An 11,617-nucleotide genomic window follows, 5' to 3' on the forward strand; every position below is an offset into this window, starting at 1 on the left:
GTGATGGTTACCCATTACTTGGGTTCGTCATTATGGCTGCACTCATCGTTCAGGCAGTGCCCATACAGATAGAGGCTATGATTGGTGAGTTTGATATTGTACTGGGCGGCAATATCACGCTGGCGTTGCTCTATGGTCTCGTCGTGGAACTCGATGACCTTGCCGCAGTCGAGGCACACCAGATGATCATGATGTTCCTGGGTGGCCAGTTCAAAGACCGATTTTCCGCCTTCGAAATGGTGGCGGGCTACAATGCCGGCGTCATCGAACTGATTCAATACTCGATAAACGGTGGCCAGGCCAATCTCTTCACCCTGATCGATCAGTAGTTTGTACAGATCTTCTGCACTGACGTGCTGGGTTTCGGGTTGTTGCAGCAACTCAAGAATCTTCACGCGGGGAAGCGTGACCTTGAGGCCTGCTTTTTTCAGAGCTTGATTGTTGTCAGCCATAAGAATAGTGTTTCGCATTTCGTTTGGTTATTGCTTTCATTGTGCTTGTTCCCGCCCCTAAAGGCAACCGCAATCTGGCCTGGCCCCAATGTCATGCGTTCGGGTAGAAAACCGGCCCATTGCCGTTGGTTTTTGTTGATATCCTGCACCAGTCAAACTGGTCGGATGAGATTAATGAAGCTGATATTTGCCCGTCCTCGATGACGGATCCTGCCTACTCTATGTTATTGATGGCGTTATTGATGGCGTTATTGATGGCGTTATTGATGGCGTTATTGATGGCGTTATTGATGGTGTTATTGGGGCGGGATTATCGGGTGTGGGACAGATCCGCCAGTATTACCTTTCTCAAGCCGGGCAGGGGACGGGTTTATGCTGATATTCATTTGAGTCGATAATAGCTGGATGACATACTTGATGCGACGGAAGGCGGCGATAAATATTTTCCTCGCTTTTGCATCCATATCGTGGATAAGCAGGGAAACCTGGTCGCCGAAGTCGAACGCATCTTGTACGTGTTCAAAAAACATACAAAGAGATGATATATCAGGACCTTAAGCAAAATTTCCTACTGTCATGATTTGTAAAATAATTTGCCGTAAGCAAGGAACTTCGTCCATACTTAGCGTGCCTAAGTGGTCTTTTTGACTCCCATAAAAACAAGGAGCTTGTAATGCGTAATAAAATGATGTTGGTTGGTGGTGTTGTGGGTACTCTGCTGCTGGCAGGCTGTAGCTCTACCGATGCGCTGGAAACCAAAATGGACAGCCTGGCCCAGGACGTACAAGCCGTTCAACAAGGCCAGCAAATGAACTCTGCCAAGATCGATCGTCTGGCTGCCGACGTTGCCGAAGCCCGCGCTTCTGCCGATCGCGCCAACTCTCGTCTGGATCAGATGGGCCGTTACACCAAGTAATTTGGTGGTACGGAAAAAAGCCTGGCATGAGCCAGGCTTTTTTATGTCTGTCATCCGTGGCGGGCCCTAGGGTAACTGCCCTACCAGTTGCGGCATGCCTTGCTGGTTCTGGATGACCTGTTCAATCAGTTGTCGGTTGGCTCCCTGCTCCAGCAGCGGCGCCAGTGCCGTCATATCCAGCGGCCGCTCATCGGCCAGCCCTTCAGGCGTCAGTGGCTCGTGGGCTTCAACAAAGGTCTGGCCGTATTGATCGGTACTGACCTTGAGTGCCTGATTAACAATCTGCACCTGGGTGCCGCTGTCGACCTGGGCAAACAGCCATTCCACATGCTCGGGATACATGCGAATACAACCGGCGCTGGCGCGCAGACCCACATCCAGCGGGTCATTGGTGCCGTGGATCAAATACTCACCGCGGCCGTAGGCCAGACGCATGGCATACTCACCCAATGGATTGTCGGGTCCGGCCGGAACCACTGCCGGTAATGGCAGGCCTTTTGCCTCGTATTCGCGCCGAGTGGTAGCGGTGGGCGTCCAGGTCGGATTCTTGCGCATCTGGCTGATACGGGTGATCATCTCCGGGGTGGCCCGGCCGACCCGGCCGATGCCGATGGGAAACACGTAGACTTCGTCACCCTGCTCCGGGTAGTAGTAGAGTCTCAGCTCGGCGAGATTGATGACGATGCCTTTGGTGTCTGCCCGGGGCAGCAACAGTTGGTTGGGGATCACCACCTCTTGACCCGGTTGCAGCAGAAACAGATCCTGCTCCGGATTGGCAGCCAGCACTAATATCGGGCTGACCCCGTAATAGCGGGCCAGACTGGCCAGGGTGTCACCTTCCTGTGCGGTGTGCAGCAATATCTGCCCGACCGGCTGTCCCCGGTCTTCCGGCAGGGGGAGTGGATTGATGTTGGCCTGAGCCAGTGCGGCCGGCAACCACAGTATCAACAGTAAAACACTTAACCTTTTCATCTGTGTTCTCTTGAGTGTGTCTGGATGATTGAAGCACGATCATCGCATCCGGGATACAAAAAAGGGACGCGCCTGCCGCGTCCCCTAGTAGACCTGAATAGCCGGCTTATGCTTCCAGCTCCTTCAGGCACATTTCTTCATATACCTGTTTGCACCAGTCTTTTACCCGGCTCTGAGTCAGCTCGGGCTGGCGATCTTCGTCGATGCCCAGGCCAATGAAGTTGGCGTCGTCCACCAGCGCGCGCGAGGCTTCAAAGTCGTAGCCTTCGGTCGGCCAGTGGCCCACGATAATGGCCCCTTTGGGCTCGATGATTTCACGCAGTGTGCCCATGGCATCGAGAAAATATTCGGCGTAGTCTTCCTGATCGCCACAACCGAACAGCGCCACCAGCTTGTCGTTGAAGTCGATGTTCTCCAGTTCCGGGAAGAAGTCGTCCCAGTCAGCCTGGGATTCACCATAGTACCAGGTCGGAATACCCAGCAGCAGCAGATCGAAACCGGCGATATCCTCTTTGGTGCTCTTGGCGATGTCGTGCACCTCGATCAGATGCTTGCCCAGCTCTTTCTGGATCATCTTGGCCACGGCTTCGGTGTTGCCGGTATCGCTTCCAAAAAACAGACCTACACTTGCCATAATAATGCTGTACCTGTCGAAAATGTGGGTGGTCAGGCCGCCCGGCCTAATTGTTGCCCTGCTGTTCAAGCTGTTGCAACAGCAAGGCCTGGATCAATTCGGCCCGGCTGAGCTGTTGCTCCGCGGCCAGTAAGTTCAATCTGCTCAACAATTGTTCGTCTACTTTCAGCTCTATGCGCCTAAGACCGCGCTCGCGATCACGCTTGAGCTGATTGCGCTTGTTGAGTTTGAGTTGGGCTTCCCGGGGCAGGGGATTGGTCTTGGGCCTGCCGCGCCGGCGTTCGTCGGCGAACAAGTCCAGCGTGGTTCTGTCTGTATCTTGTTTGGCCATGAATTAACCGACACCGCCTCCTTCCCAGACGGCCTCGATAACGCCCTTGGCCAGAAAGCCGGCACAGCCCAGAAACAGGACGGCCCAGACGATGTAACGACCAAATTTGGGTACCTTGCCCCGTTTGAGTACATCCTGAATGGCCAGTCCGATCAACAGGAATATCGCAACGAAAAACAGCTTGAGACCGAGGCTCTCCAGTAGCTCGATTTGTTCCAATGACATCATGTTGTCCGACCCCGTAAATTGAGCGCCACTATATCACAAAGGATTTAAGCCTGTTAACTGGCCGCGGTCAGGAAATCCAGCACCAGTCGATTGAACAGCTGGGGCTTTTCCGCATGCAGCCAGTGGCCGGTTCCCGGGATCACCTTGGCCCTGGCCCGGGGGAACTGTTGTGCTACCCGGGGCTGGTGCTCGGGCAGCAGATAGTCGGACTCGCCTCCTTTAATAAACAGAACCGGCCCCGAGTAAGGCTGACTGACCCCGGGCCAGCTCATGATGTTGCGATAATGGTTGAACAACACCGGCAGGTTGAAGCGCCAGGGATCGGCGCTGTCGGGGATAAAGGATTTCAACAGAAACTGACGGACACCGGCGATCTTCACATGGCGGCTCAGGATCTCGTCGGCGGCTTTTCGGTCACGGCAGCCGGCCTCGGTCACGGCCTGCAACCCCTTGAATACCTCATCATGGCGGGCCTGGGTATAGGCGACCGGCGCCATGTCGGCCACCACAAGGCCCCCTATGGAGTCGGGGGCCAGACCGGCGGCCATCATGGCAATCTTGCCCCCCATGGAATGCCCGATCAGGACAGGGCGCTCGAGTTGCAGCTGCTCGCTCAGGCCCAGAATGTCGTCGGCCATGTCGTGATAATGCATCTGCTCACTACGCGGTGACAAACCGTGATTGCGAACATCCACGGCAATAACGTCGGCGTGCTCGGACAGTGACTTGCTGAGTCCGTTCAGGTTATCCAGGCTGCCGAAGAGACCGTGGATCACGATCACCGGTCGGCCTTGCCCCTGGCGGCGAAAATTCAGTTGCATGTGCATTTCCAGACGAGGAATCAAGGTCGATATTGTTGCCTGTCGATGCCGGCGGCGCAACCCGCTTGGGCCTGTGGTCAACGCCATGTATAATCAGGCTCCGTCATTGGGAGTGGACATGTCAGAAAACATGATGAAAACCATAGAGGTGGATGAAGATCTTTATCGTTATATTGCCAGCAACACCCGGCATATCGGTGAAAGTGCCTCGGATATATTACGGCGCCTGCTGAAACTGGACGCGATAGCGGCCGACGAGCCGGTATCGGCACCGACGCCGGCTGCGGCACCCGCGGGCCAACCGGGTGCGGGCGTGGTGCAGATGCTGGAGGGGGGGGAGCTGTCGTCACAGGAGTCTGCCATCGATCGCTTCATGCATATTCTGTCGGTGCTGTATCGAGAAAATCCGATGGCGTTTGCTCAGGCCAGCGATATCAAGGGACGCAAACGCATTTATTTTGCCGACGACGAAGCGGCACTGCTGGCCAGTGGTAATACCACCAAACCCAAAGCCATCGAAGGCAGCCCCTACTGGGTGATTACCAACACCAATACCGGTCGCAAACGCAATATTGTGGCCCAGCTGATGGCGGCCATGGGCTATCCCCATGGATTGATCGAGCGCGTGTGCCACAGCATCTAAAACCAGCGTAGGTAAAAGGACCATTGTTATGGACATAGATATGGGCATAGATATGGGCATAGATATGAGCACAGATCTGTTATGAGCACGCATCCCAGAGCCGGGATGCCGGCCATCGCCACCGAACTGGTGAATATTCCCCGGCTGATGTCGGCTTATTACCAGCTGCAGCCGGACGTCGGCCAGGCGGCGCAGCGGGTTGCCTTCGGTACCTCCGGGCATAGGGGCTGTGCCCTGGATCTCAGCTTTAATGAGCGGCATATCCATGCCATCTGCCAGGCCATTGCCGATTACCGTCGGCAGCAAGGGCTGAGTGGCCCGCTGTTTCTGGGCATGGACACCCATGCGCTGTCGGAAGCGGCCTGGGGGTCGGCGCTCGAAGTACTGACGGCCAATGAAGTGGAAGTTCGCATTCAGCCGGAGCGGGGTTATACGCCGACACCGGTGATCTCTCATGCCATTCTCAATCACAACCGAGCCCATCCCGATGCGCTGGCCGACGGCATCGTGATCACCCCCTCCCATAATCCCCCCCGGGATGGCGGCATCAAATACAATGGTCCCGACGGTGGCCCGGCATCAAGCGAGGCAACCGGATGGATTCAGGACAGAGCCAACGCACTGATTGCCGCTCATGGTGACGGTATTCGTACCCAGCCACTGACGACGGCATTGGTCCAGGCGGTGCCCTTTGATTATATTGCGAACTACGTAGCCGAGCTGGGTGAAGTGGTGAACATGGCCGCGATTCGCGATGCCGGCATTCGCATCGGCATCGATCCCCTGGGCGGTGCGGGTCTGGCCTACTGGCCGCATATCGCCGAACGCTACGGTCTGGATATCACAGTGGTCAATCCATGCCAAGAGCCGACCTTTTCCTTCATGACCCTGGATCATGACGGCAAGATCCGCATGGACTGCTCCAGCCCTTATTCCATGGCCAATCTGCTGGCGATGAAGGATGACTTCGATATCGCCTGCGGCAATGATCCCGATTACGACCGTCATGGCATCGTCGACACCGACGGCCTGATGAACCCCAATCATTATCTGGCGGTGTGTATTCATTATCTGTTCACCCACAGACCGGACTGGTCGCCGAGCCTGGCGGTGGGCAAGACCCTGGTGTCCTCCTCGATGATCGACCGGGTGGCGAACCAGCTGGGACGCCGGCTGATGGAGGTACCGGTCGGTTTCAAGTGGTACGTCAGGGAGCTGATGGACGGTCGGCTGGGCTTTGTGGGTGAAGAAAGCGCCGGGGCTTCCTTTTTAAGGATGAACGGCGATGTGTGGAGTACCGATAAAGACGGCTTTATCCCTTCGTTACTGGCGGCGGAAATACTGGCGGTGACCGGATTGACGCCGCACCGCTATTATGCGCAGCTGGTGGCCGAACTGGGCCAGCCTGTGTATCGCCGTGTCGATGCACCTGCGACCCTGGGCCAGAAGCAGGTACTGGCCAGGCTGGATGCCGCTGCCATTGATGCCGACACCCTGGCCGGCGATCCCATTATCGCGCTCTTGACCCATGCTCCCGGTAACGGCGCCGCCATCGGCGGGCTCAAGGTGGTGACCGAGCAGGGCTGGTTTGCGGCGCGTCCCAGCGGCACCGAGCAGGTCTACAAGATCTATGCCGAAAGCTTTAGGGGCGAGGCTCACCTCGACATGTTGATCCGGGAGGCGCAAGAGCTGGTCGGCGCCACCTTTGCCAAGGCCGGCGTTTAAGCGACCAGGGGGCAGCCACGCTGCCCCTTTCGGCTCGATGACAAAACAGGGTAGGTCATCTCCGCGAAGGCGGAGATCCAGGGCATAGGGCTCTGGATTCCCGCCTTCGCGGGAACGACGGCAGAAAACCCTGGTGCCTTGTCGGCCGTCTGCGTTAACTTGACCTCGACTTGCCTCTCACTGCCCTCCTTTCCGTGTTTATTTTTCAGGCTTATCGCCGCGTGTGCAGATGCATAATCATGCGGCGATGTCATGCCTGAATGCATGATGCGGCATTATTTATGCCCGTTTACATCATCCTGATCGGGATCCGGTGTTATTTCCGCTCCGATTGAATCTGCCCGGATTGTGCCATCGCTAGACTTTAGTGCTGCAATCGTGTTTTATCACAAGCAGATATCTTGCTTTTATCGGTATTGTTGGAGGTAAATGTGAACGGAAGCCGGCTCGATGATTTTTTAGCGCTCAGCAGAGCACATCCCCGGGAGCTCGCTCCTTTTCAGGAAGCCTTGCCCGATGGCAGTCGGGTGCAGGTATGGGATAGCGGGGTCCTGTGTATCGAGCCGGCGGTGCCGGGCAACCGGGATCTGGTGCTGTCCTCCGGCATACACGGCAATGAAACCGCGCCTATCGAGCTGTGCGAGCGCTTGCTGAACGCCATCCTGAGTGGTCGTTTACCTTGTCGGCAACGACTGCTGTTCATCTTCGGTAATCCGGCGGCAATGAACCTGGGTGTACGTGAAGTGGAAGAAAACCTCAACCGACTGTTTTCCGGCGCCCATGCCCGGGGAGACCGGCATAATCACGAGCGTGAGCGGGCGGCCCGGCTGGAGCAGTACGTGACGCGTTTCTTTCAGGCCCGGGATGGCGTCGAACGACTGCATTACGATCTGCACACCGCAATTCGGCCGTCGGCATACGAAAAGTTCGCCATCTATCCCTTCACCCACGGCGCGCCCTATCATCGCCGTCAGCTGGCCTTTTTATGCAGCGCCGGCGTCGACACCATACTGCTGGCCCATGGCCCCACCACCACCTTCAGCTATTTCAGTGCCCGGAACCTTGGCGCCCATGCGGTTACCCTGGAACTGGGCAAGGTGATGCCCTTTGGTCAGAACGAGGCCGGTCGCTTTGCCGCCATGGAGTGTAATCTGGAGCAGTTGATAAGCGAGCCCGACTGGCAGCCGCCTGTGCTCGACCTCAACCGGATTCGTGTCTTCAGAGTGTGTCAGGAAATTATCAAACAGAGTGAACAATTCTGTTTTCATTTTTCCGACGCGGTGGCCAATTTCAGCACTTTTCCGGCCGGCACCCTGCTGGCCGAAGACGGTGCACAGCAATGGTTTGTTCGCGAGCGGGAAGAGGCGGTGGTCTTTCCCAACGCGGGGGTGGCCAAGGGACAGCGGGCCGTGCTGATGGTCACGGCCGCCGAACTGAGTGCCGATATGCTGGATTGATGACGTTCCAGGGCTTCGCCAACGACCAGCCCTCCCAAGGGGCTGGGGATCTATGACGACTTGCGAGCCGCGCATTCGGCGGTGGCTGTTGTTGATGGAGTGGCCGGTGCTTGCTCGGCAGCCTTGGACGCCTTGGGACCGAACGGATAGCGGCGATGGGTGAAGATATAGTGATACAGGCTGGCAAAGCCGACCATAAACAGGCTGCCGACCAGGGTGGACACCATAAAATCCAGCGGTGGCAGATGGGCACCGGACAAATAGATCAGTATCGGGTTGGCGCCCGCCGGCGGGTGCAGGGTGTCGGTCAGCACCATCAGGGTGATGCCAAGGCCGAAGCAGGTGGCGAGCCCCAGCATGGGGTCGTGTATCAGCGCCATGCCGATCACGGCAACGCCGGTGGTCAGCAGGTGCCCCAGAATCACGTTTTTGGGGCGAGACAGGGGGGCGGAAGGCAGCAGCAACAGTAACACCAGGGTGGCGCCCAGCGGGGCGCTCAGCACCATGAAATGGCCCCAGCTTTTCAGGTAGCTCAGTAGAATAACGGCGACAAAGGCCGCCAGTCCGGCGCAGGTGGCGTCGCGCAGTCGATGTTTAAAGTGCATATAACCTCGATATTGGAAAAGATGGAGTGTGCGACATTCGAACAGCGGATAGGGTCAACAGACCCTATAAAGTGTATTCAAAATGCATGAATAATAAAAGGGACGGCTGCTATTCTGAAGGTATCACTTAGTCTGAGGTGGTATGAGCGAGGTCGGAGGTGGTATGAGCGAGCATGAGTCATTACGCAAGGCACTGTCCTGGCTGCTGGAACAGCCCCGGCTGGATCAGGAGGCGATTGCCGAGGCCAGCCGGCATTTCGACCTGTCTCCGGTCGATGAGGAGTTTCTGCACCGCTATTTTATCGAGGAACAGCGACGTCGGGCCGATATTCAGTCAAAAAACACCCGGAATGACGATTTAGACAGCAGTTGAATGTTCACCTGTTTACAGGGGCCATCGGGTTCAGTATTATTCACCGCGTTCGGAGGGGTGGCAGAGTGGTTGAATGCACCGGTCTTGAAAACCGGCATGGGTTTATAGCCCATCCAGGGTTCAAATCCCTGCTCCTCCGCCATACAGAAAAAGAAAACGCCGCCTGGCTTATGTCAGGCGGCGTTTTTCGTTGTGCAAAGCGCAAACGGCGTAAAAGATTTTTGGACTGGCAGAATGGTGATAAGTGGCGGTCAGCATGTCGGGCCGGCATGACCGGCCCGACAAGAGAGTGCTCAGCGGTTGCTGATGGCGGCAATCATGCGGTGCAGGGCTTCATCCAGCATGGCGCGGGAGCAACCGAAATTGAGCCGGACAAAATCGCTGCCGCCGAACTGGCCGCCGGGCGACAGGCCGACGCCGGCTTGTTCGAAAAAGCCGATGGCATCGTCCAGTTCCAGCGCGCTGATATCAACCCAGGCCAGGTAGGTGGCTTCCGGTGCCAGCACCTTGATGCCGGGCACCTGATTAAGGCGCTCAACCAGCAGATCCCGGTTCTGGCGCAGGTAGGCAATCTGGGCTTCCAGCCAGTCGTCGCCGTCCCGGTAGGCGGCTTCGGCCGCCACAAAGCCGAGCAGGTTGACATCGGCCATGATGCCGCGGGCGGCACGGGTAAAGCGGGTACGCAGCTCGGGATTGGGGACGATGGCAAAGGAGCAGCACAGACCGGCGATATTGAAGGTTTTACTGGGTGCCATCAGAATAACACTGCGGCTGGCCGCATCCTCGTTCAGGGCGGCGTAAGGTATATGAGACTTGCCTTCGTCGAGCAGCAGATCGCAGTGAATTTCGTCCGAGCAGACAATCAGGTTATGGCGTTGGGCAATGTCGTTGATGGCCAGCAACTCTTCACGGGTGTAGATGGTGCCGCCCGGATTGTGCGGGTTACAGAACAGCAGCAGCTCGCTGTCTTTGGCCTCGTGCTCCAGCTTCTCCAGATCCAGCAGCCAGCGGCCGTCTTTTTCGACCATGTCGACATAGGCGGCCTTGCGGCCATGAAATCCCGGTGCATGCAGAAACGGATAATAAATCGGTTTGGGGGTGAGCACGGCACTGCCCGGTTCGCTGAAGGTCTGGCAGGCCAGATTCAGGGCCGGGACGACACCGGGCATGTAGACCAGCCAGTCGGCTTCGATTTGCCAGCCGTAACGGTCGGCCATACGTTGTATGATCAGTTCGGTCAGCTGCGGGCTGGGTCGACTGTAGCCGAAAACACCGTGTTCCACCCGCTCACTGAGCGCCTCGATAACGGCGGGCGGTGCCTTGAATTCGGTATCCGCCACCCACATGGGTAAAATATCGGTGCCTTCGTATTTCAGCCACTTCAGGGCACGGGTGGGGCGGCGGTCTATCCACTGATCAAAATCAAACATCGGGGGTTCCTTGTCAAATGCGAGGCCATCAGCATAAGGAAGCTGCCTCGGCCTGGCAAGTCAAGGTGCGGGCAAGACCCCTTCATGCTCGTTCAGCGCCGCTTTATGCTCGTCGCTATATTCGCCGTTCAGTGCCCCTTCATGATCGCCGTAATGATGCCGGATCAGGCTCAGCAGCAAACTGGCTGCCGGGCCCGGCGGCATGGGCCGAGGTAATATCAGATGGGTAAAGCGCTTGCGCAGGGCCTGATTTGCCATGGGCAGACGTTGCAGCAGGCCAGTGTCGATCATCGGCGCCACCACTTCCAGCGGCAGCCAGGCAAAGCCGATACCCCGGCGCAGCAGTGACAGGGTGTCGTGCAGATGGTTGATAATCCAGCGTTGTTCCGCTCGTTCCCAGCCTTCTTCCTGCTCGCTGCCATCGGCCAGAATCAGCTCCAGCTCGGGATCCAGTTCATGGGCGGTGACGTCTTCGAGACGGGCGAGAGGATGTTCGGGGGCGCAGACCGGCACATACACAGTGGTGGCCAGCGGCAGGCTGGTTATGCCGGTAAAGGCGCGGCAGGCAAACACCAGATCGGCGGCCTGCTTGTCGACCACAGCCTGACAGCCGGAAGGCTGGGCTTCGACCAGGTGAATGCGGCAGCCTCGGGAGCGGGGAGAAAAATCCGCCAGCGCCTGATACAGAGGCTGACGGGGCAGAGACGCTTCTACCACGATGCGCAGAATCGGCTCCCAGCCACTGGCCAGCACCCCGGCGAGCAGCTCGAGCTCCTCTATTCCCTGGGTCAACTTGCGTGAGCGGCGCAAGAAAACCTCTCCTTCCGGTGTCAGATAGGCCTTGCGGCCCCTGACTTCCAACAGAGGCACACCCAGCCCCTGTTGCAGCTTGGCCACGGCGTGATTAAGCGACGACTGGCTTTTACTGAGTTTGTCCGCCGCCTGGGCATAACCGCCACAGTCGACGACCGCCTGAAAAATCCGCCATTGCTCTACCGTGCTCTTGGGACGATACATGGTTGTTGCCTCA

The 11,617-nt window shown here is 57.4% G+C and carries 15 protein-coding genes and 1 tRNA gene; 7 read left to right on the forward strand and 9 right to left on the reverse strand.

Annotated elements, in window-relative coordinates:
* Positions 1–14: 14 nt before the first annotated feature.
* Positions 15–452, reverse strand: coding sequence for a ferric iron uptake transcriptional regulator (fur, locus tag HNR62_RS04255; RefSeq protein WP_204794845.1), 438 nt, complete (start codon positions 450–452; stop codon positions 15–17).
* Between the two features lie 125 nt (positions 453–577).
* Here fur and HNR62_RS04260 point away from each other — a divergent pair, with 125 nt between their 5' ends.
* Complete coding sequence (locus HNR62_RS04260; protein ID WP_204794846.1) at positions 578–850, forward strand: hypothetical protein; 273 nt, start codon at positions 578–580, stop codon at positions 848–850.
* Between the two features lie 275 nt (positions 851–1,125).
* Positions 1,126–1,368 (forward strand): LPP leucine zipper domain-containing protein, encoded by a 243-nt coding sequence (locus HNR62_RS04265; protein WP_104485520.1) that lies wholly within the window; start codon positions 1,126–1,128, stop codon positions 1,366–1,368.
* 66 nt (positions 1,369–1,434) lie between these two features.
* Here HNR62_RS04265 and HNR62_RS04270 read toward each other — a convergent pair whose 3' ends face one another.
* From HNR62_RS04270 to HNR62_RS04290, 5 genes are all read right to left on the reverse strand, one after another.
* Complete coding sequence (locus HNR62_RS04270; protein WP_204794847.1) at positions 1,435–2,340, reverse strand: L,D-transpeptidase family protein; 906 nt, start codon at positions 2,338–2,340, stop codon at positions 1,435–1,437.
* Between the two features lie 106 nt (positions 2,341–2,446).
* Positions 2,447–2,974: a flavodoxin FldA gene (gene fldA, locus HNR62_RS04275; RefSeq protein ID WP_204794848.1), complete on the reverse strand. Its 528-nt coding sequence runs from the start codon at positions 2,972–2,974 to the stop codon at positions 2,447–2,449.
* Between the two features lie 46 nt (positions 2,975–3,020).
* Entirely contained in the window at positions 3,021–3,305 is a 285-nt protein-coding gene (gene ybfE, locus HNR62_RS04280; protein ID WP_204794849.1) for a LexA regulated protein, read from the reverse strand.
* 3 nt (positions 3,306–3,308) lie between these two features.
* Entirely contained in the window at positions 3,309–3,530 is a 222-nt protein-coding gene (locus tag HNR62_RS04285; RefSeq protein ID WP_204794937.1) for a DUF2788 domain-containing protein, read from the reverse strand.
* A 56-nt stretch (positions 3,531–3,586) separates the two neighbouring features.
* Positions 3,587–4,354 carry an alpha/beta fold hydrolase gene (locus HNR62_RS04290; RefSeq protein WP_204794850.1) on the reverse strand — a complete coding sequence of 256 codons (768 nt, stop codon included), beginning with the start codon at positions 4,352–4,354 and terminating at the stop codon, positions 3,587–3,589.
* Positions 4,355–4,487: 133 nt separating this feature from the next.
* Here HNR62_RS04290 and seqA point away from each other — a divergent pair, with 133 nt between their 5' ends.
* The 3 genes from seqA to astE all read left to right on the forward strand — a co-directional run bounded on the left by seqA (position 4,488) and on the right by astE (position 8,179).
* Positions 4,488–4,997: a replication initiation negative regulator SeqA gene (gene seqA / locus HNR62_RS04295; protein WP_204794938.1), complete on the forward strand. Its 510-nt coding sequence runs from the start codon at positions 4,488–4,490 to the stop codon at positions 4,995–4,997.
* Between the two features lie 81 nt (positions 4,998–5,078).
* Positions 5,079–6,722, forward strand: coding sequence for a phosphoglucomutase (alpha-D-glucose-1,6-bisphosphate-dependent) (pgm, locus tag HNR62_RS04300; protein WP_204794851.1), 1,644 nt, complete (start codon positions 5,079–5,081; stop codon positions 6,720–6,722).
* Between the two features lie 431 nt (positions 6,723–7,153).
* Positions 7,154–8,179 (forward strand): succinylglutamate desuccinylase, encoded by a 1,026-nt coding sequence (astE, locus tag HNR62_RS04305; protein WP_204794852.1) that lies wholly within the window; start codon positions 7,154–7,156, stop codon positions 8,177–8,179.
* A 50-nt stretch (positions 8,180–8,229) separates the two neighbouring features.
* Here the strand turns inward: astE and HNR62_RS04310 are convergent, their stop codons facing one another.
* Positions 8,230–8,784, reverse strand: coding sequence for an HPP family protein (locus HNR62_RS04310; protein WP_204794853.1), 555 nt, complete (start codon positions 8,782–8,784; stop codon positions 8,230–8,232).
* 163 nt (positions 8,785–8,947) lie between these two features.
* Here HNR62_RS04310 and HNR62_RS04315 point away from each other — a divergent pair, with 163 nt between their 5' ends.
* Positions 8,948–9,157 carry a hypothetical protein gene (locus HNR62_RS04315; RefSeq protein ID WP_204794854.1) on the forward strand — a complete coding sequence of 70 codons (210 nt, stop codon included), beginning with the start codon at positions 8,948–8,950 and terminating at the stop codon, positions 9,155–9,157.
* 51 nt (positions 9,158–9,208) lie between these two features.
* Positions 9,209–9,299, forward strand: a tRNA-Ser gene (locus HNR62_RS04320).
* Between the two features lie 151 nt (positions 9,300–9,450).
* Here the strand turns inward: HNR62_RS04320 and HNR62_RS04325 are convergent.
* Together HNR62_RS04325 and HNR62_RS04330 are read right to left on the reverse strand one after the other, a co-directional pair.
* On the reverse strand, positions 9,451–10,587 hold the full coding sequence (locus HNR62_RS04325; protein WP_204794855.1) for a MalY/PatB family protein: 1,137 nt from the start codon (positions 10,585–10,587) through the stop codon (positions 9,451–9,453).
* A gap of 60 nt (positions 10,588–10,647) precedes the next feature.
* Positions 10,648–11,604 (reverse strand): LysR family transcriptional regulator, encoded by a 957-nt coding sequence (locus HNR62_RS04330; protein ID WP_204794856.1) that lies wholly within the window; start codon positions 11,602–11,604, stop codon positions 10,648–10,650.
* Between the last annotated feature and the right edge of the window lie 13 nt (positions 11,605–11,617).

Source organism: Oceanisphaera litoralis, from assembly GCF_016907015.1.
Classification (GTDB): Bacteria; Pseudomonadota; Gammaproteobacteria; order Enterobacterales; family Aeromonadaceae; genus Oceanimonas; species Oceanimonas litoralis.